Raw genomic sequence first — 25,678 nt, 5'->3', positions numbered from 1 at the left:
CCACTCGAGATGAGTGGAGCTTTGTTTACGCTTGGTTATAATAAAGCGTCCCTGGCTTCGAGAGCGTCAAATCGTAGAACGCCTCAAACGCTTCGATGTCCTCTAACTTGCGGAAATCGACTTTGTCCGTCTCTTCATTCGGAATCGCGACGACGATTCCGTCTTCGGTTTGTTTGATCATCCCGGTCTGCCCGTTATGGATGCGGATGTAGAGCACGTGCTTGTCTTCTAGCAGCGTCACGGCTTCGCGACGCGATTGAATCGTTGTTTTCATCGTCATCCCTCACTTTCTTTTGAGTATACCGGTCTATCGTTGTTGCTTTCAAGCGGTTGCACCCTTAAAATTATGTAAAGAAGGGGTTGAACGCTTTGGATTTGGAAACGCTATTGATTATCGTCTTAGGCATCACATTCGTCGTGCTCGTCTCAATCCGCGCCGTCCGCAACTTACAGTGGGTCCGCTTCGGCGAGGCGTTTGGCAAGCAAGGCGAGGCGCTGCTCGACGACTATACGTATTTGACGGAACAAGGCATCACGTGTCGCGTCGAACACGGCTTGCCGACCGGGCGCCTGTTCCGCCCGCTCGCAAAAAACTTGGACGACCGGGTCGCTTTGTACGTCCATCGTAAAGATGCAGAACAAGCCCGACAATTATTGAAATGAAAATGGCGCTGAAGCTTCAGCGCCATTTTCATTTATGTACTTGACGCTCCGAGCAATAGTAGGCGATGTGTTTGATTGTCGCCTCCGATAACAGCTCGAGCTTCGTTTTCGCGATGACGTCATCGATCACATCGAACGTATCGGCACAGTTGGCTTTGATGCGTTCGACCTTTAGACGGGATGTCTCAGGGAAAATCAAGAACGACGTGACAGGGACTGCTTGTCCGCATTGCCTCTTCAGGGCGCTCCTGACGTGCTTCGTCATCCGCTCAAGCTCTTCTATCGGATGCGGATAGATGTTTTTCCAACCGAGCGACGTCTCGAGACGACAGTCACGGTTCGTCATATGGACGGCCGACGTCGTCCGATTGATGCGGACTAAAAAGACGCCTTTCGGGCCGACCAATACATAATCGAGCACATCCTCACCAAGCTCGACTTGTTCGATCATCATCCAATCAAACCGGCATGTGTGACGGATAATCTCGACGATCTCGTCCGTGTAGGACTTCGGCGGTGCGATGACTTCTTCTTTCGTGCGGAACAAGCCTTTCGTCTGTCGTTTCTCAGGTTCTTTTTTGACGGCCGTCAATACTTGTAACATCTTCTCCACCTCCTCACTTTATTCGCTCGGGCCGACCTGTTTTCCGAAGACGGCCTTTTCTAAATTCGAGATGCGACGCAACATGTCATAGTTCGACGCGACAGGCTGGGCCGGTTTGACCGGTTCTGCTTGTTCGTTCGAACCGCGGCGGAGCGACTCGTTCTCTTGGCGCAACCGTTCGATTTCTTTCGTCATCTTCTCATAATCGCGGATGACGACGTCCAAAAACTGGTCGACTTCTTCTTGTGAGTACCCACGAAGGGCGGTCTTGAATTCTTGTTTATAAATGGCTTCGGCTGTTAATTCAGTTTGCATCATTTTCACTCCCAATGTTGTTCCCATTGTTTTTCTTCTTCGATCACGCGTAATTCTTCCTGTGTGATCAAGAATAACTCCATCTGGTGTTTTCGTTTAGCCCCTTCGACGAGAAAGCGTGGGCTTCCTCCCGTCTCTTCGTCATACAGCGTGATTAATCCTGCTGCTTTGTCTAAAAAGAAGGCGGTTTTTGCCCGCAACTGGCTCGGGTCCTCGTAAGGACGCTGGGTCAGTGCTTCAAAAAAGTCGGCCTCGAGCTGCAAACGAATGAACAATTCTTGCTCGTACGGCTTATACTTCTCTTCCATCTGTAAAAAAGGTGGAAATACGGCGATTTTGATTGGATAAGTTTCTCTTAACTCTAACAATACTTCTCCAGCCCATAATTCACAACCGTTCGTGCCACTAAAAATGAACCATTCGGCTCCGAGCTCGATGGCTTCGACAATTTTTCGCTCATACGCTTCCTTGATGATGCCGATACCGGGATGGTCGGCTTTGAAGATGCCGAGCTCATGCGGCCGGTATCCTGTGATGGCGACAACTTTCATGACTGCTTCCTTTCTAGCCGGTTCATCCGGTGCCGAAGCGCCCGCATCTCGGTCAAAGCGGTCTGTCGAAGCACCGTCTCTTTCCGTTCCGCCAAGGCGATGGCCTGTTCGGTATAGATGATGGCCCGATTGATGTCTTTTTCGCGATGTTCGGCGTATTTCGCCAATTCGACGAGCGCCTCGACCGTACCGACTTGTTCGAACAGCGGCAACGCCTGCTCCATCTGATCGGTCCGTTTTAACAAGAGCGCTTGACGCATCAAGGCCCGCTTCGTTGGCTGTTCGAGCCGCTCGTACTCTTGAAGCGCCGCCTCGGCGTTGCCGAGGTCGTTCAACCAGTGCGCCCGTTCTTCACCAAATGGCGTCTCGTCGGCTTCGACGAGATGACAGAGCCGTTTGTAGAGCGAGACGAGGCTTAGACAGTCGGCATGATGGTGTTCGATGACCGGCTGTAAAATATCCGGTTCCCGGTCCTTCACATATTGGAAATAGTGCATCGGGGCCAAGAAGCCGGGCAAGTCGTCCGTCCGGGCGTGACCGAAATGGGCCTCGACCGCTTTGAGCGATACCGATTCGAGCGTCGGTTTCAGCAATCGCCGTGAGGCATGCAACAAATCGACATGGCCGACGGCCGGTAACGCTTTGACTTTCGAGCGGACGAACGTGTGCCGTGTCTTGATTTGGGGCCAGTCGAACGATTTTCCGTTATACGTCACGAAACGGACCTCGTCGCCGATGTCGTTCAAGAAGTGATAATAAAACGCCGTCTCGAACGCGGGATGAGGCAACACGTATTGGATCATCTCGAGATGCTCGTCTTGGAAACGCGCGAATCCGATCAAAAAGATCGAGGTCCCCGATCCGCGGAGCCCAGTCGTCTCGGTATCCATGAACAACACCTGCTCGGACGGGACATCGACTTGGAAAAAGGGATGGGTCGATGTCGCGAGCGAAGCTTTGGCGGAACCGAACGTAAAGTCGTGGTACGTCTCGTCGAGCGGATAAATCTGCTTCAAGCGGACACACCACTCTTGTTCGAACGTCAGGATTTCTCCACCTCGGGCCCGCCATTTTGCTTGTTCGACGTCGTCCGGCGTCACGGCCGTTTGTTTCGGTTCATTCGTTTTGATGAGTCGTGATAGTTTTGCTTTCATATCGATCCTTTCAATGCATGCAACTGCTGGACGACCTGCTGTTTGAAATCACCGTACCCAATCATGCCGACGCACCGCGGACAGCCGCTCTCACACGGACAGTCCTCGACCGTACGGATGGCTGCACCCAAGACCTCATCGGCGTCGCGATAAAGTGCCTCGCTCAGTCCGATGCCGCCTGGGTAGCGGTCGTATAAATAGACGGTCGGTTTGTTCGTATGGGTCGCTTTCATTTGAATTGTCGTGAACAAGTCGAGCGTGTCACACATCAAATAGAGCGGGGCGAGCCGCCGCAAGAGATCACTGACCGCTTCGAGCTGATCTTCCATGTCGGCCTCCGAGTAGGCGAACCGTTCGTCGAGCGTGAACCACGTCGCCGTCGTGTGCAGTTCTCGTTCTGGCAAATGAATCGGCCCGGAACCGATATTCTCGTGCGTCCCGAACTTGATTTTCTTGAATAGTGTCGCCATCGCGATGACCGATACTTCTCCGAACGTCTTCACGCCGGTCGTCTTGTTCTCTTCCAACACTTTCAGTTCGACCGCCAAATTGGCGTCCGTATAGTAGTCGACGTCGACACGTCGGACGTAAGCTTTCTTCTCTTCAAAGTCGAGTCGTTCGACTTGGTATTGCTCGGCCCCATGTAAATAGATGGCCTCGTCATGCAGTAACGTCATCGCGCTGAACGTATCCATCTCACCGATGACCTGGTTTTTCGCGGTCTGGTCGACGATGACGACATTCTCTTGGTCACTCGTCCGCAGCGAGATGTCGTGAGCCGGGAATGCGTCCGTCATCCAATAATATTTATTGGCCCGTTCATGCAAGATGTGGGCGTCCGTCAAGAAATCGAGAATTTCTTCCGTCTCGACCGTGCCGAATCGTTCCCCTTTTGAGAAAGGCAGTTCGAAGGCGGCACATTTCATATGGTCAACGAGAATGATTAAATTGTTCGGGTCGAGACGAGCCGCTTCCGGAGACCGGTCTAAAATCAAATCGGGCTGTTCGACGACGAGTTGATCGAGCGAAGACGACGAGGCGACAAAAATGACGAGCGCCTCGGAATGACGGCGTCCGGCCCGGCCCGCTTGTTGCCACATCGAGGCGACCGTGCCTGGATAGCCGTTCAAGACACACGCCTGCAACTGGCCGATATCGACGCCGAGTTCAAGCGCATTCGTCGAGACGACAGCTTTAATCTCACCGTTACGGAGCCGACGCTCGATTTCACGACGCTCCGACGGTAAGTAGCCGCCCCGATAGCCAACGATCGATTTTGGTCCGAGCTCGCGCCGCGTCAGTTCTTGTAAATACGTCAACAACACCTCGACCCGTACCCGTGAGCGGGCGAAGACGATCGTCTGAATGTCCGCTTCGACGAGCTTTGAGGCGATCCGCTTCGTCTCGAGCGTGGCGCTCCGACGAATCCCGAGCGCCTCATTGACGACGGGCGGATTGTAGAAAATTAAATGTTTCTTCCCTTGGGGCGCCCCGTTGTTGTCGACAAGGACGACGCCCTCTTCGGTCAACAGTTCAGCCAGCTCGACCGGGTTGGCGATTGTCGCTGACGTCATGATCCATTTCGGATGGCTCCCATAATAGGCACAGATCCGTTTCAAACGACGAAACACGTTGGCGACGTGGCTACCGAATACCCCTCGGTACGTGTGCAACTCGTCCACGACGATATATTCCAAGTTCTCGAACAAGCGAATCCATTTCGTATGATGCGGCAAGATTCCAGAGTGAAGCATATCGGGATTCGTGATGACGATATTGCCGGCGTCCCGTACTTTCGTACGAGCCGCTGGCGCCGTGTCCCCATCGTAAGTGAAACAGCGGAGGTCACCTTCGAGCGCCTCGACCATCTCCATCAAATCACTGTTTTGGTCTTGGGCGAGCGCTTTCGTCGGGTACAGGTAGAGCGCCCGGGCATTCGGTTGTTCAATCATTTTCGATAAAACCGGCAAATTGTAACAGAGCGTCTTCCCGGAAGCAGTGGGGGTGACGATGACCGTCGAGTTGCCTCGAGACGTCTGCTCGATTGCTTCGGCCTGATGGGTGTACAGTTGTTCGATTCCGCGGCCATGCAGCACCCGGACGAGATCTGGCGGGACGCTCGATGGAATCGGCGCATACCGGGCCGGCTTCGCCTCGACCGTGTGCCAATGCGTCACGTTGCCCGAGAAACCCGGGTCGGTCTTGAGCGTCTGAATCATTTCTTCCACGGAACGTTTTTTCCGCATAGAGTTCACCTTCTTTACGATTTCGAAGGTGCAAGACGTTCCACGACAGCCTTGACTTGGCTGATCCGTTCGTCATGTACGAGCCGATGGACGGCCGGCAAACGGAGCACGTCCATCGCTTTGAACGAATCGGCGACATGCTCATTCTCTTCTTCGAGACGCGTGATCGCATCGTCAAACAACCGTTGCGTCGACCGTCCGAACAAGACGATGGTATGTAGCTTCGTGCACTTCGAGTGGACCGCTTGTAAATGCTTCGTGTAACGCTGCACCGCTTTATGATAATCTTCATGCGTCGCGAGCGCTTGGCGCTTGCCCCGCAGAAGTTCAGGGTAATATGACTCGTCGCCGAGAAACATCGTCTCAACGCCGATTCGTTTCAAATAGGGATGGCCACTGGCCTCGGCCACGGCTTGATCATCAATCAAGCGTCCGAACGGAATCGATTCCTCGAGGAGCAATCGGCCCATCTTCAAGCCATTGACGCCATGTAACGGGATGCCTAAATCATCCTCTTGCAGTCGGTCGATCACAAACAATACTTTCATCTTACGTTTCAATGAGAGTTGTACCATGTGTCACCATCCTATTCGCTTTCTTTTCATTATAGCAAACGAAACAGAAAAACAGGGCGCTGATGTCGCCCTGTTTCCTGTGAGTCAGATTAGTCACGACCCCCGTTGCCATTCCCGTTGCCGTTGTTACGGTCATCCGAGTCTGACGTCGATTGACGGCTGACGTCCCCCTCCGAATCCGACTCCCCGTCTGTCTCATCGGTTGTCGGTTCTTCTTCGGTCGGTTCTTCCGTGTTCTCGTCTTCGGTGTTGTTGTCGTTTCCGTTATTCTCATTGTTTTCGTTATTGCCATTGTTCTCGTTGCTCTCACCATCGGTTTGCTCGCCTTCTTCTTCAGGAGGCGTCTCTTCCGTGGCTGGCTCTTCTTCCTCTTCGGCAGCAGGCTCCTCGCTCCGTTCGACCGTGTAGGAAGTTTGGAGCGGGCTCGACTGTTGATCGCCGACGAGCGCGTTCGTCGCGTTGGCGACAATCGTGAACGTCGTCTCCCCTTCACCGAGGCCAGAAATGGCGATGCTCGTGTCTTCGGTCGTGCCGACGACACGCTCGCTACCGTCCGGACGTGTCTCCGTCACGGTGAACGAAAGTCCTTGGTAACCAGCTGCTTCGACTGCTTGCTTGTCGTATGACCACGAGAGCGTACCTGTCTCGCCTGGCACATCGTAGTCAATCGATGCGCCGGTCGGCGCGGCGAGTTTGTCCGGCTGCAAGTCTTTTGGTTTCGTCCCTTTGACGTACAACTCGTTTCCGAGCGAGAGCACCGATTCCGGTTGCTGGAAGCGATCCGGTTGACCCGTCGCTTTCGTCACTTCTTGCATCATATACTCGAAGTAATATTGGGCGTAGTTCGGTTTAAACAACGATACGGGTATGTCATTTGATGCACGGGCCGTCCATACCGAAATTGAGTAATCGGTCGTATAGCCGGTAAACCATTTATCATTCTCATCGCCCTTTTCATCGTTCGTCGTCCCGGTCTTCCCGGCGACGTCGTACGGGAACGCGCCTGGTTCGTACGTCCCGTTCGAACCGCTGACGACGTCACGAAGCATATCCGTCAACATGTAGGCCGTATAGTCTTCCATCGCCTGCTTCGCTTTGATCGGTGAGTTGATCGTCGAGCCGTCATTGAACTCGATTTTTTGGATCAAGTGCGGCTTCGTGTACATCCCGTTCGTCCCGAGCGTGGCATAAGCGGCCGCCATTTGCGTCGTGCTCGCTTCTGCTACACCGAGACTGTTCGCAGGTAACATCTCGTCACCCGCCCGCGCCGGCTCGATGCCGACGTTCTCGACGAACGACTCAATCGCCTCCGAACCGAACTCTTCCTGTACTTCATAGAAGGCACGGACGGCTGGTGTATTACCAGAAACCGTCAAATAGTAACGCATCGTGTTGGCACCGCGGAACCCTGGATAGTAGTTCCCTGGTTTAAAGGTTTCACTTTCGTCAAACTCTTTATCGATCAAAATTTTCCCAGTCGACCACTGTGCGTTCTCGATCCCTGGACCGTAATCGAAGAATGGCTTCGCCGTCGACCCGATTTGGCGTTTCTCGCGTGAATAGTCGCGATAGTTTTTATCGCCCTGTTTCGCTTGTTCACTGTCGATGACGGCGACGATTTCACCCGTCTTCGTATTCAACACGGTCGCGCCCATGCGAAGATCTTCTGGGAACTCACTTGTTGGAAGGTTGACGTTATCGTTCTTAATGTCGTTATTGAACTTCGTATGCAAATCTTTATTGATTGACGTATACACTTTCAAGCCCGTCCCGTAAATGTCGGCCTGCTCGAGTCCGTAGTCTTCCTCGAGCTCGGCTTGGACGCGAGCGTAAATAGAGCGCGTGTACGTCTCTTCTTCTGTTTCTTCACCTGGCGAGATGACGTCCGCAATCTCGACGTCGAGCGCCTGGTTGTATTCTTCTTCCGTAATATGACCGTCACGCTTCATCGCTGAGAGCACTTGCTCTTGACGATAACGCGTCAGTTCCTGGTCCCCGTTGATTGGGTCATAGGCACTCGGACGTTGCGGGAGACCCGCCAAAATGGCCGCCTCTTGGTAATTCACTTCTGAGACCGGCTTGTTGAAGTAGCGTTTCGATGCCGTTTGGACACCATATCCGCCTGTACCGTAATAGTTCTTATTCAAGTACATCTCGAGAATCTGTTCTTTCGTGTACTCGCGCTCAAGTTTGATGGCGAGCCACTGTTCTTGCAGCTTCCGCTTCAATTTCTTGTCGGTCGACAAGAACGATTGTTTGACGAGCTGTTGCGTGATCGTCGAACCACCTTCGGCCCCAAAGCCGTCCGTCAAGTTCGCGACAACGGCGCCGCCGATACGGCGCAAGTCAATCCCGTTATGTTCATAGAAGCGACGGTCCTCGATCGAGATGACCGCTTGTTGCATCACTTCTGAAATTTCATCGATGGAGACATACTCCCGAATTTGTCCGCTTCCTTCGAGCGGTTCGCCTTCAGCTGATAATAGTTGGATCGGATACGTATCGACCAACTTCTCTTCATCGAGCGGCGGTGCCGTCGCGATCGCATAGGCAGTGTATGCGGCGCCGGCGATGACGCCGATAATGAATAAAATCCCTAAAATCGTTAAAATGCGTCGAAACTTCGACTTCTTCGTTTTTTGTTTCGGCTTTTTGGCCGCTGGTTTACGTTTATTGCTCGTCGTATCTTGTCGACGTGCCATCCGACTTCGTTCCATTCACGCTTCACTCCTTCTATTTCAATCGAGCCACGCCTCAATCGCCGTCAAATAATCGACGGCGGGCATCGCCCGGGTTGGAACTTCAATTGCTTCTTGCTCGATATAAGAGAGCGGAATCGACTTCCGTCCCGATTCGCGCTGTTCCCACCAAACTAATAATTGCTCCGTTGATAACACATATTGCGTATTATAGCGGCTAAACCGAATGATGACAAAACAAACCCCTCCATGCCGCTCGCACTCACGCATGTGGTTGATTTGGTGGTCGTGGAAGTTTCCGAGTGGAAATGACGTCTTATTGTTCGTCTCTTTCGCCTCGAAATCGATATACTTCCCGCGATACACCCCGTTATAATCGGTCGTCGACGCTTGCTTGAAATACGCCTCGGTCACTTTCGCCGCACTCCGTTTCGGGTAATCGACTTTCACGATTTGCAGCGGTGTCGGCTTCTTATGGATGACCGCTCGTCCATGGAGTCGGTAAAACTCATTCGTGTCGTTCAGCAGCGTCTCAAGGTTCATGCCTCGATTCGCATACGTCTGCGGATTAGAGCGGACCGGCGTTGCCGCAGGTTTCGGCTTTTTCCCGTTCGGATAATGGAACAATGTCGTCACCCCTAGTCTCTAGTTTAACAGGTTGGTCCAGCCGTTCCTTCCGTCTGAAGTCTGATTGTCGAGTTCTGTCGCTCGACTCCTGTGTGGATTTTCCGCAATCCATATCGTACCAAACTCCCGTATGTTAAACTAGTATGTAGTTCATTGTGTAGTCAAATTGACACGACCTTGTTACGGAAGAGCTATTTATTTTTCTGAAATAAGTCTTCTACTTATTAGCCATAATCAAGACAGATTAAACGCAGATTGACGTAAGTTTGAAAAAGTGCGCAATAAGCAATGTAAACCAAGGTTGGAAAACAATTAGCAGGCTCGCTTAGATAAACAGTTGAGCCATGGTTGGAGGAGTAAGATGGAAACACAAAAGAAGTATGTCATGTTCGTCGATGAGACGGGCACGCCAAAAGGAAATACCCAGTTCAACCTCACCGGCGTATTGATGGAATACAAATATGCAATCGATGCCGACGAGGCCGGGATGCCGTGCGAGTTGAAGCGCCGGTTACATGCCTTCAAACGCGACGTGTTCAAGACGGAGAATATCCCGCTCCATTTAAAAGAGATTTTAAAGGCCGAGCATCCGTATGGAAAAGAGGATGGCATCACGATCGATATGCTTCGTGACTTTTGGAACAAGTTGCCGGACTTCCTACGCGATATCAACTGTACGATCATCAGCGTCGAGGTCGATAAACAAAAACTTCACGACTTCTATTCAACGCCGAAAGACCCGTACGTCGTCGCCTTCGCCCACTTGATGAAATCGTTTTATGCATTCTTAGAAGAGACGGAAGCGGTCAGCGCCCGTGTCGTCTTGGAATCGCGAGACGACTATCAAAACTTGCTCATCCAAAAAGCGTTCTTCGATATCTTCAATTCAGGGACGGTCCATCTCGACGTCGAGAAAAGCCGACAAAAGATTAAAGGTTTCATCTTCTCGGAGAAACAGAACACAATCTATCAGTCTGGGCTTGAAATCGCTGACCTCGTCTGTCTACCGCTCTCGCGCGTACGTCGCGGCGTCATCGAAGTGAAACCACGGTTCGTCCATTATGGGGATGAGAACCGGATCTTCAAAGCCATCAAGGACAAGATTTACATTCGTAAAGAAAGTCCTGACCAAGATTTCCGTAACTGGGGATTCAAAAAAGTACCCATCACGAAAAAACGCCGCGAATGGAGCGACCATCCGTGGAACCATTAAAAACTGCCTCGCCGAAATCTTCGGCAAGGCAGTTTTTTGATTAACGCAAACCTGGAAGTGTCTCCCGCAAACGACCGAGCGCATTGAGTCCGGCCAGGAACGGTAGGACGGCCACAAGCCCGATCGCCCAATCGATGGACAATATGTCGGTCAATACCCCGGCAAAGATGGCTCCGAACGCATAGCCGCTGTCGCGCCAAAACCGATAGACGCCCATTGCTGAGGCGCGCCAATATGGCTCGGCGACGTCACTGATCGAGGCTTGGAGCGTCGGATAGACCATTGCCGTCCCGATGCCGAGCATGACCGCGGCGAGCACCCATTGCCAATAGTCGGACATGACGAGAATCGCCCAAAGCGAACCGGCCTGGACCCACATCCCGGCGACAATCAATCCTTTGCGTCCGATGCGATCGCTCCATACCCCGGTGAACAGTTGGAAGAAGCCCCACGCCGCCGGATAGACTGCCACGATTAATCCGACTTCAGCTAGACTGAGCCCTTGTGCGGCGAAATAAATCGGGAACAAGCCCCATGCCATGCCGTCTTTCAGATTGGTCGACAGACCCGCCACCGTCAGACTCGAGAGCGATCGATTTTTCCACGTCGTCGTCATAAATACGTCTCTCGCGGAACGTGTTTTCTCAGACCCGCTCGTCGGTTGGAGCTGTACCTGATTCGTCGTATCGCGGACGAACAGTGATAACCCGAGACCGATGAATGCGACGAGGACGCCGATATAAAACGGTTCCGGCCGACTGCCGTACGTGACGGCAATCATCCCAGAGACGGCGGCCATCACGGCGACACCGACATAACCGGCGAATTCATTCAGTCCGACCGCGAGCCCACGCTCCGTCGGTTTAGCCAAATCAATCTTCATATTGACCGTCATCGACCACGTCAGTCCTTGGTTGATCCCAAGCAAGACGTTCGCCACGATGATCATCCACCAGGCCGGGGCCAACATGACGAGCACGGGGACGAATACCCCGATCCCCCAGCCGAAGACGAGCACTTTCTTGCGCCCGAATCGATCGGCGATGGCTCCTGCGAAGTAATTGACGACAGCCTTCGAGAACCCAAAGCTGATGATGAACGATAGCGCCGCACTCGTCGAGACGAGACCGAAATCCTCTTCTCCGATGATGGGCAAGATCGTCCGTTCGAGGCCGACCATCGACCCGACGAAAAAGTTCGTCACGACGAGCAAGATAAAGTTCATTTGATTTTCTTTTATTCCAATCCGGGTTTCACCCATATACATCCTCCTTGCCGATTGCTAACTGGATTGAGTATACCAAAAAATACCCCCTTACGTATAAAAAGCGTCTTCCTGATCAATGTAATCAGGAAGACGCTTGTTCATTGTCCGGTCGCTTGCTTGGACTTCATTCGTTTCTTGCCTTCGCGGCACATGTGCAACAACGGACATGTCTCGCAGGCAGGACGTTGCGCTTTACAATGGTAACGTCCGAAAAAGATGAACTGATGATGGAGCTGAGACCATTCTTCGCGCGGGAACTTCTTCATGAGCGTGTCCTCGACTTGACGGACGTTGTCTTTCCAACGACAAATCCCGAGCCGTTTCGAGACGCGCTCGACGTGTGTGTCGACGGCGAACGCCGGTTCATGAAACGCGACGGACAAGACGACGTTCGCCGTCTTCCGTCCGACGCCAGGCAATGCCTCGAGCGATTCGCGGTCCGACGGAACGATTCCGTTATGACGTTCCACGATTTGCATCGACAGCGCCTTCACGTTTTTCGCCTTGTTCCGATAGAGACCGATGCGCTTGATTAACGCCTCGATGTCGGCGACGTCTGCCGCGGCCATCGATTCGACGGTCGGATAGGCCTCGAACAGACCAGGCGTCACTTTGTTGACGAGTGCATCCGTCGCCTGCGCCGATAACGCCACGGCCACGACCAGTTCGAACGGGTTGCGGTGCGTCAACTCACAGTGGGCGTCCGGGAACATACGGCGCATCTCGTCCGACACTTCGTTCAATTGGGCTCTCGTCAACATCACTTTTTCCTCCGTTGATAATCGACGAGGTCCTCGAGCGACTCGACGTTATGGTCTTGCCACACCCGGAGGATCTTGTCCATATATTTGAAGTTCCGTACGTTGCGTAGTTTCGCTTCCCGAAGCGCGGCCAGGATCAGCTCTTCGCTGAAGCCGTCCTCGGTCAACCAGCCGACAATCTGCTCGATCTCAAATGGAGTGATTGTCCCGAACTCGCGCTCAAACGTATGAATGATGTTCTCATTCAACGAATGGGCCGATTTTTCAGGTGCCGCCCCTTCCTCGAGCGCCAAGAACAATGGAAGCAGACTGTATCGTTCGACCTCGGCCGACGCGTCGATGGCGATCAACTCTTTTTGGAGCAGGCCGAGCAACACGGCGCGGGCCTCGCTCTCGGCCACGTTCATCCGGTCCCCGAGCTCACTCGGGAGCGGCATCTCGATGCCTTCCCCGATCATTTCAAGCAGATGGATGACGAGATTGAACTCGACCGGCGTCAAGTTGAGGCGACGTGCCTCGGTGAACAGTTTCCTCGGAACGACGACTGGATTTTGTTCGAACAGCTTGATTATATTATGTGCATCCATGTCGCACATCCTTTCTAGACAAATCAATCGGGGAAGACAAAGTCATCCCCGATCGGCGATTATGGGTGAATGCGGTTCAAGAGACGTGGGAACGGGATCGCTTCGCGGATATGCTCGATACCGCTAATCCAAGCAACCGTCCGCTCAAGGCCGAGGCCGAAGCCAGAATGCGGGACCGACCCGTATTTACGGAGTTCGAGATACCAGTCGTACGCGTCCGTCTCATCAAGACCTTCTTTGATGATTTCTTCTTTCAAGCGGTCGTAGTCGTCTTCACGCTGCGAGCCGCCGATGATTTCGCCGTAACCTTCCGGCGCGATCAAATCGGCACAAAGGACGAGTTCCGGGTTCTCCGGGTCGACTTTCATGTAGAACGGTTTGATGTCTTTCGGCCAATGGGTGATGAACACCGGGAGGTCATGCGCGTTGGCGATGGCCGTCTCGTGCGGTGCACCGAAATCGTCACCGTACTCGATGTCGTCGAAGCCTTCCTCTTTCAAGAACTTGATCGCATCCGTATAACGGACGCGCGGGAACGGTGCTTGAACTTTTTCAAGTTTTGACAAGTCACGTCCGAGCAGTTCCAATTCGTTGCGGCAGTTCTCAAGTGCCGACTTGGCGATGTATGAGACGTAACGCTCTTGGAGCTCGAGGCTCATGTCGTGGTCGAAGAATGCCATCTCTGGCTCGATCATCCAGAATTCGATCAAGTGACGACGCGTCTTCGATTTTTCGGCCCGGAACGTCGGTCCGAACGAGAATACTTTCCCGAGTGCCATCGCTGCGGCTTCCATATAAAGTTGGCCCGTTTGCGATAAGTAGGCCGGCTGTCCGAAATAATCTGTCTCGAACAATTCCGTCGTGCCTTCCGGTGCGCTCGACGTGATGATCGGTGGGTCGATCTTCACGAATCCTTCTTGGTTGTAGAACTCGTACGTCGCCCGGATCAATTCGTTACGGACTTTCATGATCGCGTGCTGACGACGCGAGCGGAGCCAAAGGTGACGGTTGTCCATCAAGAACTCTGTCCCGTGCTCTTTCGGTGTGATTGGATAGTCGACCGACTCCGCGATCACTTCCATGTGCGTCACCTCGAGTTCGAACCCGAGCGGCGTGCGACCACCGTCCGATTTGACGGTACCGGTCACCCAGACCGATGTCTCTTGTGTCACGCCTTTGGCGAGGGCAAACAAATCTTCGGCCACATCGGCTTTGACGACGACCGCTTGGGCAAAGCCGCTCCCGTCACGAAGTTGAAGGAACGCGATCTTTCCGCTCGAACGTTTGTTGGCGATCCAAGCTCCGACCCGGACCGTCTGGCCTTCATAGTCTTTAAATTGGCTGATTGAAATAGTTGTCATGTTCATATCCATCCTTTCGCTTATCGAGCGTTACGTGTAATGAAGTCTTCCACTCGATCGAGCGCTTCTAGTACTCGTTTTAATTCTGTTGCATATGACAAGCGGACGTAGTCGTCCTGACCAAAACCTGAACCCGGGACGAGGGCGACGTACGCTTCACCGAGGACGGCCTCGCACCACGCATCGACCGAGTCGTAACCGCTCATCGTGGCCGCTTCTTTGGCGTTGGCATATAAGTAAAATGCGCCTTGTGGCTTCAAGCATGTGATTCCTGGAATCGCAATGAGTCGTTCATAGACGATCTCGAGTCGTTCAGCGAACGAGACACGCATCATCTCGACGTCATCTTGTGGTCCATTGTAGGCTTCGACCGCCGCAGCTTGCGCGATCGACGTCGGGTTCGATGTCGAGTGCGACGCGAGGTTCGTCATCGCCTCGATGATCGTCTTGTCACCGACCGCATAGCCGATGCGCCATCCCGTCATCGCATGCGACTTCGAGACACCGTTGATGATAATCGTCCGTTCCCGCATGTCAGGAAGCGTCGCGATGGAGACGAACTCCGCCTCACCGTAAACGAGTTTCTCATAAATCTCGTCACTGACGACGAGCAGATCATGCCGTTTGACGACGTCCGCAAGCGCCGAGAGTTCAGATTTTGTATAAATCATGCCGGTCGGGTTCGATGGGCTGTTCAAGATGACCGCCTTCGTCCGATCCGTGATGGCCGCCTCGAGCAGCTCCGGCGTCAGTTTGAACATCGTCGTCTCGTTCGTGTCGACGTAGACCGGAACCCCGTCAGCCAGCTTCACTTGCTCCGGATAACTGACCCAATATGGTACCGGAATGATGACCTCGTCCCCTTCATCTAAAATCGCTTGGAACAGCGCATAGAGGGCGTGTTTCGCACCGGAAGCGACCATGACCTCTGGACGTGTGAACGTCAAGTTGCTGTCGCGTTTCGTCTTTTCGATGATCGCGTCTTTGAGTGCGACCGTCCCGCCAGATGGGGTATACTTCGTGTCGCCATCGCGTGCCGCCTGACAGGCTGCCTCGATGATGCGTTCAGGCGTATTGAAGTCCGGTTCACCGGCCCCTAGCCCGATCACGTCTTGACCCGACGCTTTTAACGCTTTCGCTTTCGCCGTGATGGCGAGTGTCGTTGAAGGTGTCAACTGCTTTACACGTTGTGCCAATAGATGTTCCATTGAGATCCCCCTCTAGTTTCGTCAAGGCGAGTCCGTCAATTGGACCCGTCGAATGAATTCGCCCGCTTGGAGCGTATAGTACGAGTACGTGTAAGACGTGCCCGCTTTTGTCACGACTTCGATCAATGCCCGTTCATCGAAGCCATATTTACAGCTGACGAGCGTACCGCCGGTTTCTGCGACCGAGTCGGCACAGATTTGTTCTGAATCGACCGTTGCGATATCCCGTGTCTCGATTGGCAACTTGTCGTCGACCGGCACGAACTGGACCCGATCCGTCTCCTCGAAGACGACATACGGTTCTGTCCCGTTAAACAGTTCGGCCCGTTCAATCGAGACGGACGGTTGCTCGTCGACGAGTCGCTCGCGCGCTTCCTCGATCATTTTCTCTTTCGTCCGCTCGGTGTGGCCGACCGTGAACCAATAAATGCCACTAAATACGATGACGACACCGATGAGTGCCGTCATGAACGCAATCACTACTTTTGTCTTCCGTGTCATTCCGTCCGATAGATGGTGAACACCATCTCTTCTTTCTTCGGATCATTCACTTTTTTCTCTAAAGCAAGACCGAACATTAAATCTTGGCTCTTCAACGTACGATTCAACAAGTCGACGATTTTGTAGACGTCTGCCGTCGGCTCGATTCGAACCGTCGCCAACGTCTCAATATTCGAATTCATGATTACTCCTCCTTCAAAAAACACTATACCCATTATTATAAAGCGATAATTTCACGATGCCTAGCGTTATCTCTGATTTCCTAGCCCGGTCTTCTCTTTCTCGTCTAAAAACAGCTCAAGTTCAGCGAGTGCGGTCTCGAGCGGTCCGTCAATTCGATCGACGGACGGTAGACTGTTGATGAACTGCTTGCCATAACGCGTTGTCTCGACGCGACGGTCGAAGACGAAGATGGCGCCGTAATCCTCTTTCGAACGGATCAGGCGACCGACCCCTTGCTTGAAGCGGATGACCGCTTGCGGAAGCGATAGTTCAAAGAAAGACGATTTACCGGTCGCCTCGATCTTCTCGGACCGAGCCTGCATGACCGGCTGGTCGGGCGGCGCGAACGGAAGCCGGACGATGATGAGGCAGGTGAGTGCCTCGCCCGGAATATCGACCCCTTCCCAAAAACTTGCCGTTCCGAACAAAATCGACTGGTCGATCCGTTTGAACTGTTTCGTCAAGCGGCTTCGCGATCCGCCGCTGACCCCTTGGGCGAGGAGCGTGTACGCCTCATCCAATTGGTCTTTGACAGCCTCGTGCGTCAAACGCAACAGTTCGTTCGACGTGAACAAGACGAGCATCCGTCCTTTCGTCACGTTGGCGATTTGGGCGATCGAGTCCGCGATCTGCTCGACGAACCGCGGCAACGGAACTTCGTTGATGAGCGGGATGTCGGACGGGACGAACAGTTTCGCTTGCTTCTTGAAATCAAACGGTGACGCCAGGACGACGCGGCGAACGTTTTCCCCATCGAGTCCGAGACGCCGCTCGATGAAGCCGAATCGTCCTGAGACGGTCATCGTCGCCGACGTCAGGATGGTCGGCCGTTTGGCGAACAGCCGCTCATGCAGGAGCGGTCCGATCTCGACCGGCTGGGTGTACACCGAGGTCAACTTGCGATTAGCCAGATTGAGCTCAACCCAACTGACGGCATCGTCGTCCCGCGTGAGCATCGTCTCGTAGAGGACGCTCTCGATATCGCGCACGTCGCCGATGAACGCCTTCAAATCACCGAGCACGGCCCGTTGTTTGAACGTCATATGCTCTTTATGCTCATCGAGGAGACGGTGCAGTTGTCGCAATGTCGTCCGTAACGTCCGCAGTCGGTCCTCGAGCCGTTTCGCCACTTCACGAATCGGTCGGAACGGTTCCCCTTCCCGCTCGAAGCGGACGGTTTGACGTTGCTCCCGCTTTTTCCCGAGCGACTGGAGCGCCGTGAGCAAATCGTTCAGCTCATCGTCGACGCGGGCGAGTGCTTGATCGGTCGCTTTGCTGAACGCCTCCGCCTCTTCCGAGACGGACGTCAAATCGGCGAGCCCGAGCACGCGCGAATGAAACTTGCCGTCGGCACCGTAGCCGAACCATTTGAACAGGCGGTCAAATTGAATCGCGTCAAACGTGACTCCGAAGTGATGCGACGCGACTTCCTCGACTTGATGCGCCTCGTCCAAGACGAGTGGCGTATCGGTCGGGAGAATCCCAGCCTGGTGTTGCAAATCAGAGAACAACAAAGCATGGTTCGTCACGATGATATCGGCCTCTTTCGAGCGCAAGACGGCCCGGGTGAAGAAGTCACGGCTATACCAAGGGTCGAAGCGACCGAAGTCAGAGGCGGCATCGGCCTGGATCAGCCGTTTGAACGAGGCCGGCCCTTGTGACGCCGCACCGGGCAATGACAACTCTTCCAAGTCCCCCGTCTCGGTCTCGGTCAACCAGACGAGGACCATCGCCTTGCACATCGCCGGGAGCAGCCCGTCATTCGTTTCTTCGAGAATCATCTCGAACTTTCGGAGGTCGATGTAGTTGCGTCTCCCTTTCAAAAGTGTGAACTCGATTTCAGGGAAAATCGCTTTTAAGATTGGTAAATCTCGATTCAACAACTGTTCTTGCAACTGAATCGTATGTGTGCTGACGACGACCGGGCGCTTCGTCTCGAGGGCGTGGTGTGCGCTCGGAATCAAATACGCCAATGTCTTTCCGGTCCCCGTACCCGCCTCGATCAACAGCGTCGCCTCGTCGTCGAGCGCCTTATAGACGTGTCGCATCATCTCGAACTGACTTTGACGCGGTTCAAATTGACCGAATAGTGCCGGAAGCGTCTCTTCGATCGTCCGGTGAAGAAACGGCTCGAACGGTTCGCGTTCGACAGCGGGTTCGAACGTATCGACGAGACGTCGGAGTGCGATTTTCCGATGAATATCGAACGTCGTCTCATCGTCGGCTCGGATCCCGACCTCAAGAATCAACTCGTCGAGGAGCGGTTCGACGTTGCTCGTCCATGACTCGGACAGGCGTCGTAACTGTTGTAACGTCACGAGTGGCAAGGCGCGCAACCGTTCAATCAAACGAATGAACAGTTCCGCCGTCGCCTCGGCATCGCTGAGCGCCCGGTGCGCGTCAGTATGCACGAGATCAAACGTCTCGGCGAGCGACTCGAGCGCATGGCTCTCAAGCGTCGGGTATAAGATCCGGGCCAGCTCGACCGTATCGATCGCTCGCCCTTGGAACGGCAAGTACCCGGCTTGCTCGAGGCTTTCATTTAAAAAATTCAAATCGAAAGACACGTTGTGGGCGACGAATATTCGCCCATCGAGCATCTTCCATATATCTGGGATCACTTCCTCAAACGTCGGGGCTTCTGCCACGTCTTGGTTCGTGATCGTCGTCAACTGCGTGATAAAAGGCGGGATTGGGCGACTCGGGCGAATCAAGGTACTGTAGCGCTCAATCACTTCACTCCCTTGAACGACCACCGCCGCAAATTCAATCAGTTCGTCGCCGGACTTGACGGAATGACCAGTCGTCTCCAAATCCACTATCACATAGGTGTCCATAACATCCATCCCATCTTCGGCACGCTCGTGCTTTCTGTCTGTCTCATCTTACCATAGAACGATACACGAAAAAACGGGGATGCCTCTATCGGACATCCCCGCTCGTGTCATAGAATCGTATGGGCGATCTCTTCATAAAGAAGTTGATCGATCTCGTTCCGTTCGTTCAAGACGGCGACTTTCGGACGATGCTGTTTCGCTTCCTCGGCCGTCATTTGACCGTACGCCATGATGATGACGACATCTCCGACTTGGAAGTGGCGGGCCGCTGCCCCGTTCAGACAGACGACACCCGAACCTCGTTCTCCTTTGATGACATACGTCTCGATACGAGCTCCGTTATGGTTGTTCGTGATGTGCACATGTTCGTTTTCCATGATGCCGACCGCGTCCATCAAATCTTCATCGATTGTGATTGAACCGACGTAATGCAAGTTCGCCTCGGTAACGGTCGCTTTGTGTAGTTTCGCGTGCATAAATGTTCGAATCATTGGATTCATCCTCTCTTCCAAATCACATTATCAATCAAGCGGGCCCGTTCGAACTGCACCGCTACGGCAATCAATAGTTCGGTCGACGCGGAGGTCACCTCGGTCAACGTCGGGTAGTCTTTGATCTCGATATAGTCGATTGTACTGTTTGGGATGTTCTTCAGGCTTTCCTCGAGATGTGCTTTCACATCTTGAATCGTCTCACCTTGCGCAAGGGCGTCTCGCGCCTCGATCAAGGCACGGTTGATGTCACTCGCATCCGCCTTCTCCGTCTCCGACAAATAGACGTTCCGGGACGACTTAGCGAGACCTGATTCTTCACGGATGATTGGACAGCGTCGAATCTCGACCGGGACGAAATAGTCACGGACGTATCCTTCGATCAAGGCGACTTGTTGCGCGTCCTTCAAACCAAAATAAGCGCGCGTCGGACGGACCAAGTTGAACAGCTTGGACACGACGGTCAAAACGCCATCGAAATGACCGGGCCGGCTCGCTCCGCAGAGGACATCTGCGCCGGTACGTACCGTGACGCGAGCCATGTCGAGGGGATACATCGTCTCCGTGTTCGGGTAGAACAAGACGTCGACACCCGCCTCGCGGGCGAGCGCCTCGTCACGCTCGAAATCACGCGGATAGCGGTCGAGGTCCTCGTTCGGACCGAACTGGGTCGGGTTGACGAAGATGCTCATGACGACGAGGTCGTTCTCTGACTTGGCCGCCTCGACGAGACTGAGGTGCCCTTCATGCAAATAACCCATCGTCGGGACGAAACCGATCGTCCCGGCGTCGGTCAACAGTTTCTGTAAGTCATGTGGTGTCGTGACGATGTTCATGCCTTGCCCCCGTAGAGCGTGTCGAGCAACGACTCATCCATCGTGAACGTGTGCCGTTCGAGCGGGAACGAGCCGTCTTTCGTCGCCTCGACATAATTGCGGATTGCCGTCGTCGCGACTTCGTTCACATCGGCATACGCCTCGACGAACTTCGGCAGACGGTCGACGCCATATTTCAAGATATCGTGATAGACGAGCACTTGACCGTCCACGTCGGCACCGGCACCGATGCCGATGACCGGGATTGTAAGTGCCTCGGCAATCTTTTTGGCCAATTGGTGCGGCACACACTCGAGAACGAGCATCTTCGCACCGACCCGTTCGGCCTCGAGACTGTCGGCGATCAACTGTTCGGCATCCTCGAGTGATTTGCCTTGTACTTTATAGCCTTCAAGCACACCGACCGATTGTGGGGTGAGGCCAAGGTGGGCCACACACGGCATACCGACTTTCGTCAGACGTTCGATTGTCTCGAGCACCTCGCCGGCCCCTTCAAGTTTGATGGCATCGGCCTGACCGTCTTGGAACAACGTCGTGGCCGCTTGAAGCGTGCGGTCGAAGGCGCCATGGTATGTCGCAAACGGCATATCGACGACGACGAACGTGTCGCGGGCCCCGCGGCGTACGGCCTTGGCATGGTGCACCATGTCCGAAGTCGTCACCGGAATCGTCGAATCGTAGCCGAGCACGACCATTCCGAGCGAGTCCCCGACTAAAATGATGTCGACCCCTGCCGCCTCGGCCAGTTTCGCCGACGGATAATCGTAGGCCGTCAACATGACCAATTTCTCTTCTTGCTTCATCTTCTTCAATAACGAAGTCATCGTGTGCATATGGTTCTCCTCCTAAATGTGGAGACAGGTTACAAAAAACGCCTTCCTACACGAATGGTAAGAAGGCGCACGAAAACGATCTCAAGTAGTTGAGTGTCCTTCTGTCCCTGTCAAAATGATCAAGGCAGACAAAATATAGAGTGGCGGTCTGCAGTTCCGGTACACTTCGCGAGCGATAGCGTCCGGCACATTCATTATAGACCACGAACCCGTTTCCATCAATCATTCCAAACTGCGATCTCCGCCGAATAAATCGGCTCGATGATTCCTTCTTGTTCCAAAAGGAGTGCTCCTTCTTCCGAAATACCGCACATCGTTCCATACCTCGGCTTACCTGACGCCGTCAACGTGATCGATTCGTTCAGATAAGCGGCATGCTCGAGCCAATGCTTGCGCACAGGGCCGAACCCAGACTCAAGGAACAAGTCATATTCGCTTTCAAGCTCGGCGAGTAAGTTGGCAAGCAGCTCGCTTCTGCGATGCGTCTGATTCGTCTCGAGTTTGATCGATGTGGCCCGATGCGCGAGCTCTTCCGGGATGACCTCGCTGTTGACGTTCATCCCGAAGCCGAGGATGACGGCTTGAATCCGGTCACCCTCCGTCTGCATCTCGGTCAAGATGCCGCCGATTTTTTTCCCGTTGAGCAACAAGTCGTTCGGCCATTTGATGGTGGCCGGGATGCCTTGCGCGTGCAGGGCGCGCGCGAACGCGCTCGCCGCCATGAGCGTCAGCTTCGAGGCGTCTCGAATCGGCAACGCCGGCCGCAAAATCACGCTCGCCGCGATATTGACGTGGCTCGGATTATACCAGTTCCGGCCGAGTTGGCCTCGGCCCGCTGTCTGCTCTTCGCTGATGACGAGCGTTCCTTCGAGGACGCCCTTTTGCGCCAATTCATGGGCGATGCGTTGGGTCGTGTCGATTTGCTCAAACGCATGGACGACTTGTCCGAACCGCCCTTTTCGGAACGATACGAACGCCGGTTCATCGAGCCGGTCGGTCTGGCCGAACAATTGATACCCTTTTCGAGGAATCGTTTCAATCGCATACCCGTCTTGTTTTAACGTCTCGATATGCTTCCAAATAGCGGTACGTGAAATATTTAATTGGCGGGCCAACTCTTGACCGCTCCAGACGGCCCCGTCCTGCAACAGATTTAAGACTTTTCCGCGTGTCGAAGCCATTGTTCGGCCTCCTTTCGTAACGATTCCGGCTCATTGGCGAGCTCGCCAATGAGCACGAGCCGCTCAACGTGGGCGAGCAGCTGTTTGATGAGCGGTCCCCGGGCACCGAGATGTAGCGCATCGCGACCATCGAATCGGAGTTCCCGGCGCGACTGGATCGGCAACTGCCGCTTCAACTGTTCGGCCGTCTCGCTTCGTCCGGACATCCGCAAGTATGTCGCTAGCGTCTCCGGCGTCGTCTCATAGATGGTGAACGTGTCGAGCCCGCTGTCGAACAGACGCGCGAGCACGCCCGCCTCCCGCTTCAGTGCGTTCGAGCGTTTCCACGGTGTCAGCCAATCGGTGGCGTCAGCATAATAGACGAACAACGCCCAGCCCCCGACCGGGTCGACCGGGGTCCGCTTGTCGGCGATGACACGGCGGATGAGCGTCTCCGTGACGTTCGGCAAGTATTGATGGATGCCGAGGTCAAGTATCGCCGCGAGCGCCTTTCGGTATGCCGGGCCCATCATCAACTTCTCGAACTCGATGGCGACCCGTTCCATCGCGATGTCCTGCAGTTTATGGCCGAGTTCGCGTGAGGCCCGTTGCACGTCTTCGTCGAGCCGGAAATCGAGTTGGGCCATGAAGCGGAACGCCCGCATGATGCGGAGCGCGTCCTCGTTGAAGCGTTCATAGGGGCTGCCGACGGTCCGAATGACACGTGCCTCGAGGTCCATCCGTCCGCCGAACAAGTCGACGACGTTGCCGTCGTGGAACGCCATCGCGTTCATGGTGAAGTCACGCCGTTTCATATCTTCTTCAAGCGAGACGCCGAGCGAAACATGGTCGGGTCGTCTCGAGTCCGAGTACGTCCCTTCCGAGCGGAACGTCGTCACTTCGAACGGATGATGGTCGAGGATGACCGTCACCGTGCCGTGGTCAATCCCGGTCGGTACCGATTTCGGGAACAAGCGCATGACTTCGTCCGGGAAGAGCGACGTGGCGATATCGATATCATCCGGAAGCGTACCGAGCATATAGTCACGGACGGCACCCCCGACGATGTACGCTTCGCCGCCGTGGGCGTTGATCGTCTCGATGATTCGTTTGGCGTATTCCCATTCCGTCATCGTCCCACCACCTGTTCATAAAGCGATTCATACGCCGTGACGATATCGGCCGAGGCGAACTGTTTGGCCCGCTCGAGCCCGTTCGCACGGAAGCGTGCATGGAGCTCGTGGTCGAGCAAGATCGCTTCGAGCGCTTTCGTCGCCGCGGGCGCGTCGCCGCGTTTGACGACAAACCCTTCCACGCCGTCGGTGATGACTTCCGGCAATCCGCCCGCATCGCTGACGACCGACGGTACACCCGTCGCCATCGCCTCGAGGGCGACGAGGCCGAACGCCTCTTTGTCCGACAACAGGATATGGACGTCGCACATCGATAGAAGTGCCGCCACTTGCTCTTGCTTCCCGGCGAAGATGACTTGCTCTTCGAGCCCCATCTCGCTCACGAGACGGCGCATCGCTCCCATGAGCGGGCCGTCACCGACGAGGAGCAGTTTTTTGTGGGGCACGTTCATCTGCTGGAACGATTCGAGCACGAGGTCGATTCGCTTCACTTGCCGGAAGTTTGAGATATGGATGACGACCCGGTCCTGTTCCGATAAACCGTATCGTTCGCGAAGCGATGTATCGGCCTGCGGTTGATAGACGGCCTCATCGATAAAGTTATGGATGACGTCAATCGACAAATCGGACCCGATCCGCTCGAGCGTCTCTTGTTTCAAGCTGTCCGAGACGGCCGTGATCGCGTTCGATTGGCGCAACCCATAAAGGATGGCCGGCTTGAGTTCTTCGTCTTCCCCAAGCACGGTGATATCGGTCCCGTGGAGCGTCGACACGATTGGCGTCTTCGTCCCGGCCATCTCGCGCCCGAGGGCGGCACAGACAGCGTGCGGCACCGCGTAGTGGGCATGAATGACATCAAGGCCGAACGCCTGGATGACGCTCGCGATTTTCGAGGCGAGCGTGATGTCGTACGGCGGATAGCGGAACACCGAGTACTGGTTGATCTCGACTTGGTGGAACGTGATATTCGGATGGTAGGCGTTCAGTCGGAACGGGATGCTCGACGTGATGAAATGAACGTCATGCCCCCGGTCGGCGAGTTTCATGCCGAGCTCGGTGGCGAGTATGCCCGAACCTCCGACCGACGGATAACAAAGGACCCCGATGCGTAGTCTCATGCGAGCTCACCCGCCTTCATGACAACGTACGGACGGGTCGTCATGAGCCCTTCGGCGTACTCCGTACCGATCAAACTGCCGAAATGACGTTCCCGTGCCAACACCCGATCGAGATAGGCGTCCGTGAGCGGCGTCGCCACACCGTCGACCGGTGTGAACTGACTGGCATAAGCCCGTAAAGCGTTTAGTTTATGTTCGATCGTCGCCGTGATGTCGATGCAGACGTCAGGCGTCGTATGGGCGTTAATCATATATTGATAGACGCTCGACGGTCGATACGCGGCGACGTCCGGCATAAATTTACGGATTCCCGCGTTAAAGAGCGCCTCCTCGACGAGTCGGGCGCAAGCCCCGTGGTCAGGATGGCGGTCGACGCCGTATGGATAGAAGACATGTGTCGGACGTTCGGTCCGAATCAAATGGACGAGCGCCTCGACTTGTTCATTGTCCCCTGTCAAACCCCGGTCTGGAAAACCGAGGTTCACGCGCCGGATACCGAGCACACGGTCGGCCATCTCGGCTTCTTTCCCCCGGGTGACGACGTCCCCGTTCGAAGACAGTTCGGCTCTCGTCAAATCGACGTATAGGACCTCGACCCCGTCCTCGGTCCATTGGGCGGTCATACCGGCGATGCCAATCTCAATGTCGTCCGGATGGGCCCCAATTGCTACTATTTTCATAAAATCACCTCTTCTGTGAAAAGTATATCGGACTCC

26 protein-coding genes are annotated in these 25,678 nt (G+C 54.4%); 2 read left to right on the top strand and 24 right to left on the bottom strand.

All coding sequences use genetic code 11. The features are described from left to right. Positions 1–25 precede the first annotated feature (25 nt). Positions 26–274 (bottom strand): hypothetical protein, encoded by a 249-nt coding sequence (locus tag KNP79_RS01865; protein WP_034779838.1) that lies wholly within the window; start codon positions 272–274, stop codon positions 26–28. A 95-nt stretch (positions 275–369) separates the two neighbouring features. Here KNP79_RS01865 and KNP79_RS01860 point away from each other — a divergent pair, with 95 nt between their 5' ends. Further along, positions 370–663 (top strand): hypothetical protein, encoded by a 294-nt coding sequence (locus tag KNP79_RS01860; protein ID WP_232939446.1) that lies wholly within the window; start codon positions 370–372, stop codon positions 661–663. 28 nt (positions 664–691) lie between these two features. On the opposite strand, the gene KNP79_RS01855 is transcribed toward KNP79_RS01860, so the two are convergent. The 8 genes from KNP79_RS01855 to recU form a co-directional block, all read right to left on the bottom strand. Next, the gene (locus KNP79_RS01855; protein WP_215190178.1) at positions 692–1,267 is read right to left on the bottom strand and encodes a nuclease-related domain-containing protein; all 576 of its coding nucleotides are present in this window, start codon (positions 1,265–1,267) and stop codon (positions 692–694) included. Between the two features lie 18 nt (positions 1,268–1,285). Then, a complete protein-coding gene (gpsB, locus tag KNP79_RS01850) occupies positions 1,286–1,582 on the bottom strand; it encodes a cell division regulator GpsB (protein ID WP_034777365.1) in 297 nt (98 codons plus the stop codon). Between the two features lie 5 nt (positions 1,583–1,587). Next, a complete protein-coding gene (locus KNP79_RS01845) occupies positions 1,588–2,133 on the bottom strand; it encodes an SLOG family protein (RefSeq protein ID WP_034777364.1) in 546 nt (181 codons plus the stop codon). Beyond that, positions 2,130–3,287: a ribonuclease H-like domain-containing protein gene (locus tag KNP79_RS01840; RefSeq protein WP_215190952.1), complete on the bottom strand. Its 1,158-nt coding sequence runs from the start codon at positions 3,285–3,287 to the stop codon at positions 2,130–2,132. Before KNP79_RS01840 ends, KNP79_RS01845 begins: the two co-directional genes overlap by 4 nt. Continuing rightward, positions 3,284–5,533, bottom strand: a complete 2,250-nt coding sequence (locus KNP79_RS01835) for a DEAD/DEAH box helicase (RefSeq protein WP_215190946.1) — start codon at positions 5,531–5,533, stop codon at positions 3,284–3,286. Before KNP79_RS01835 ends, KNP79_RS01840 begins: the two co-directional genes overlap by 4 nt. A gap of 14 nt (positions 5,534–5,547) precedes the next feature. After that, complete coding sequence (locus KNP79_RS01830) at positions 5,548–6,108, bottom strand: hypothetical protein (protein WP_251132841.1); 561 nt, start codon at positions 6,106–6,108, stop codon at positions 5,548–5,550. An 89-nt stretch (positions 6,109–6,197) separates the two neighbouring features. Then, on the bottom strand, positions 6,198–8,825 hold the full coding sequence (locus KNP79_RS01825; protein WP_215190944.1) for a transglycosylase domain-containing protein: 2,628 nt from the start codon (positions 8,823–8,825) through the stop codon (positions 6,198–6,200). 21 nt (positions 8,826–8,846) lie between these two features. Then, positions 8,847–9,443 carry a Holliday junction resolvase RecU gene (gene recU / locus KNP79_RS01820; RefSeq protein ID WP_084592793.1) on the bottom strand — a complete coding sequence of 199 codons (597 nt, stop codon included), beginning with the start codon at positions 9,441–9,443 and terminating at the stop codon, positions 8,847–8,849. A gap of 352 nt (positions 9,444–9,795) precedes the next feature. On the opposite strand from recU, the gene KNP79_RS01815 reads away from it, so the two are divergent. After that, entirely contained in the window at positions 9,796–10,647 is an 852-nt protein-coding gene (locus tag KNP79_RS01815) for a DUF3800 domain-containing protein (protein ID WP_034777355.1), read from the top strand. Between the two features lie 40 nt (positions 10,648–10,687). Here KNP79_RS01815 and KNP79_RS01810 read toward each other — a convergent pair whose 3' ends face one another. The 15 genes from KNP79_RS01810 to bshB1 form a co-directional block, all read right to left on the bottom strand. Continuing rightward, positions 10,688–11,908 (bottom strand): MFS transporter, encoded by a 1,221-nt coding sequence (locus KNP79_RS01810; protein ID WP_215190936.1) that lies wholly within the window; start codon positions 11,906–11,908, stop codon positions 10,688–10,690. Between the two features lie 104 nt (positions 11,909–12,012). Then, positions 12,013–12,675 carry an endonuclease III gene (gene nth, locus KNP79_RS01805; protein ID WP_034777352.1) on the bottom strand — a complete coding sequence of 221 codons (663 nt, stop codon included), beginning with the start codon at positions 12,673–12,675 and terminating at the stop codon, positions 12,013–12,015. Further along, positions 12,675–13,262, bottom strand: a complete 588-nt coding sequence (locus KNP79_RS01800) for a DnaD domain-containing protein (RefSeq protein ID WP_215190930.1) — start codon at positions 13,260–13,262, stop codon at positions 12,675–12,677. Before KNP79_RS01800 ends, nth begins: the two co-directional genes overlap by 1 nt. A gap of 59 nt (positions 13,263–13,321) precedes the next feature. Continuing rightward, positions 13,322–14,623: an asparagine--tRNA ligase gene (gene asnS, locus KNP79_RS01795; protein ID WP_215191180.1), complete on the bottom strand. Its 1,302-nt coding sequence runs from the start codon at positions 14,621–14,623 to the stop codon at positions 13,322–13,324. A 20-nt stretch (positions 14,624–14,643) separates the two neighbouring features. Beyond that, entirely contained in the window at positions 14,644–15,831 is a 1,188-nt protein-coding gene (locus KNP79_RS01790) for a pyridoxal phosphate-dependent aminotransferase (protein WP_215190183.1), read from the bottom strand. 21 nt (positions 15,832–15,852) lie between these two features. Beyond that, positions 15,853–16,332, bottom strand: coding sequence for a hypothetical protein (locus KNP79_RS01785; protein WP_034777346.1), 480 nt, complete (start codon positions 16,330–16,332; stop codon positions 15,853–15,855). After that, the gene (locus KNP79_RS01780; protein ID WP_016509977.1) at positions 16,329–16,514 is read right to left on the bottom strand and encodes a YpmA family protein; all 186 of its coding nucleotides are present in this window, start codon (positions 16,512–16,514) and stop codon (positions 16,329–16,331) included. Before KNP79_RS01780 ends, KNP79_RS01785 begins: the two co-directional genes overlap by 4 nt. 66 nt (positions 16,515–16,580) lie before the next feature. Next, positions 16,581–19,391: an ATP-dependent DNA helicase DinG gene (dinG, locus tag KNP79_RS01775; RefSeq protein WP_214752775.1), complete on the bottom strand. Its 2,811-nt coding sequence runs from the start codon at positions 19,389–19,391 to the stop codon at positions 16,581–16,583. Between the two features lie 107 nt (positions 19,392–19,498). Further along, positions 19,499–19,882: an aspartate 1-decarboxylase gene (panD, locus tag KNP79_RS01770; RefSeq protein WP_021067221.1), complete on the bottom strand. Its 384-nt coding sequence runs from the start codon at positions 19,880–19,882 to the stop codon at positions 19,499–19,501. A gap of 5 nt (positions 19,883–19,887) precedes the next feature. After that, positions 19,888–20,718: a pantoate--beta-alanine ligase gene (gene panC, locus KNP79_RS01765; protein ID WP_215190928.1), complete on the bottom strand. Its 831-nt coding sequence runs from the start codon at positions 20,716–20,718 to the stop codon at positions 19,888–19,890. Next, the gene (gene panB, locus KNP79_RS01760; RefSeq protein ID WP_215190926.1) at positions 20,715–21,551 is read right to left on the bottom strand and encodes a 3-methyl-2-oxobutanoate hydroxymethyltransferase; all 837 of its coding nucleotides are present in this window, start codon (positions 21,549–21,551) and stop codon (positions 20,715–20,717) included. Before panB ends, panC begins: the two co-directional genes overlap by 4 nt. Positions 21,552–21,769: 218 nt before the next feature. Beyond that, positions 21,770–22,732 (bottom strand): biotin--[acetyl-CoA-carboxylase] ligase, encoded by a 963-nt coding sequence (locus KNP79_RS01755; protein ID WP_215190924.1) that lies wholly within the window; start codon positions 22,730–22,732, stop codon positions 21,770–21,772. Further along, positions 22,705–23,844, bottom strand: a complete 1,140-nt coding sequence (locus KNP79_RS01750; protein WP_215190920.1) for a CCA tRNA nucleotidyltransferase — start codon at positions 23,842–23,844, stop codon at positions 22,705–22,707. The genes KNP79_RS01755 and KNP79_RS01750 overlap by 28 nt, the downstream gene beginning before the upstream one ends. Then, positions 23,841–24,962 carry an N-acetyl-alpha-D-glucosaminyl L-malate synthase BshA gene (bshA, locus tag KNP79_RS01745; protein WP_034777340.1) on the bottom strand — a complete coding sequence of 374 codons (1,122 nt, stop codon included), beginning with the start codon at positions 24,960–24,962 and terminating at the stop codon, positions 23,841–23,843. Before bshA ends, KNP79_RS01750 begins: the two co-directional genes overlap by 4 nt. Continuing rightward, complete coding sequence (bshB1, locus tag KNP79_RS01740; protein WP_215190919.1) at positions 24,959–25,642, bottom strand: bacillithiol biosynthesis deacetylase BshB1; 684 nt, start codon at positions 25,640–25,642, stop codon at positions 24,959–24,961. Before bshB1 ends, bshA begins: the two co-directional genes overlap by 4 nt. Positions 25,643–25,678: the final 36 nt, after the last annotated feature.

It is taken from the genome of Exiguobacterium sp. s7 (assembly GCF_018618195.1).
Lineage (GTDB): Bacteria > Bacillota > Bacilli > Exiguobacteriales > Exiguobacteriaceae > Exiguobacterium > Exiguobacterium mexicanum_A.
The sequence above is the reverse complement of the archived record's forward strand: the minus strand, read 5'-3'. Positions and strand labels throughout refer to the sequence as shown.

Coding starts and splice junctions, on each gene's coding strand:
- dinG (WP_214752775.1), bottom strand. CDS start 19,391: ATGGACACCTATGTGATAGTGGATTTGGAGACGACTGGTCATTCCGTC.
- KNP79_RS01750 (WP_215190920.1), bottom strand. CDS start 23,844: ATGACGGAATGGGAATACGCCAAACGAATCATCGAGACGATCAACGCC.
- KNP79_RS01830 (WP_251132841.1), bottom strand. CDS start 6,108: ATGGTACAACTCTCATTGAAACGTAAGATGAAAGTATTGTTTGTGATC.
- KNP79_RS01865 (WP_034779838.1), bottom strand. CDS start 274: ATGAAAACAACGATTCAATCGCGTCGCGAAGCCGTGACGCTGCTAGAA.
- bshA (WP_034777340.1), bottom strand. CDS start 24,962: ATGAGACTACGCATCGGGGTCCTTTGTTATCCGTCGGTCGGAGGTTCG.
- KNP79_RS01825 (WP_215190944.1), bottom strand. CDS start 8,825: ATGGAACGAAGTCGGATGGCACGTCGACAAGATACGACGAGCAATAAA.
- nth (WP_034777352.1), bottom strand. CDS start 12,675: ATGTTGACGAGAGCCCAATTGAACGAAGTGTCGGACGAGATGCGCCGT.
- KNP79_RS01780 (WP_016509977.1), bottom strand. CDS start 16,514: ATGAATTCGAATATTGAGACGTTGGCGACGGTTCGAATCGAGCCGACG.
- gpsB (WP_034777365.1), bottom strand. CDS start 1,582: ATGCAAACTGAATTAACAGCCGAAGCCATTTATAAACAAGAATTCAAG.
- bshB1 (WP_215190919.1), bottom strand. CDS start 25,642: ATGAAAATAGTAGCAATTGGGGCCCATCCGGACGACATTGAGATTGGC.
- KNP79_RS01755 (WP_215190924.1), bottom strand. CDS start 22,732: ATGGCTTCGACACGCGGAAAAGTCTTAAATCTGTTGCAGGACGGGGCC.
- KNP79_RS01835 (WP_215190946.1), bottom strand. CDS start 5,533: ATGCGGAAAAAACGTTCCGTGGAAGAAATGATTCAGACGCTCAAGACC.
- KNP79_RS01810 (WP_215190936.1), bottom strand. CDS start 11,908: ATGGGTGAAACCCGGATTGGAATAAAAGAAAATCAAATGAACTTTATC.
- KNP79_RS01845 (WP_034777364.1), bottom strand. CDS start 2,133: ATGAAAGTTGTCGCCATCACAGGATACCGGCCGCATGAGCTCGGCATC.
- KNP79_RS01840 (WP_215190952.1), bottom strand. CDS start 3,287: ATGAAAGCAAAACTATCACGACTCATCAAAACGAATGAACCGAAACAA.
- KNP79_RS01800 (WP_215190930.1), bottom strand. CDS start 13,262: ATGGATGCACATAATATAATCAAGCTGTTCGAACAAAATCCAGTCGTC.
- KNP79_RS01785 (WP_034777346.1), bottom strand. CDS start 16,332: ATGACACGGAAGACAAAAGTAGTGATTGCGTTCATGACGGCACTCATC.
- panC (WP_215190928.1), bottom strand. CDS start 20,718: ATGAACATCGTCACGACACCACATGACTTACAGAAACTGTTGACCGAC.
- KNP79_RS01855 (WP_215190178.1), bottom strand. CDS start 1,267: ATGTTACAAGTATTGACGGCCGTCAAAAAAGAACCTGAGAAACGACAG.
- asnS (WP_215191180.1), bottom strand. CDS start 14,623: ATGACAACTATTTCAATCAGCCAATTTAAAGACTATGAAGGCCAGACG.
- panD (WP_021067221.1), bottom strand. CDS start 19,882: ATGATTCGAACATTTATGCACGCGAAACTACACAAAGCGACCGTTACC.
- KNP79_RS01790 (WP_215190183.1), bottom strand. CDS start 15,831: ATGGAACATCTATTGGCACAACGTGTAAAGCAGTTGACACCTTCAACG.
- panB (WP_215190926.1), bottom strand. CDS start 21,551: ATGCACACGATGACTTCGTTATTGAAGAAGATGAAGCAAGAAGAGAAA.
- KNP79_RS01815 (WP_034777355.1), top strand. CDS start 9,796: ATGGAAACACAAAAGAAGTATGTCATGTTCGTCGATGAGACGGGCACG.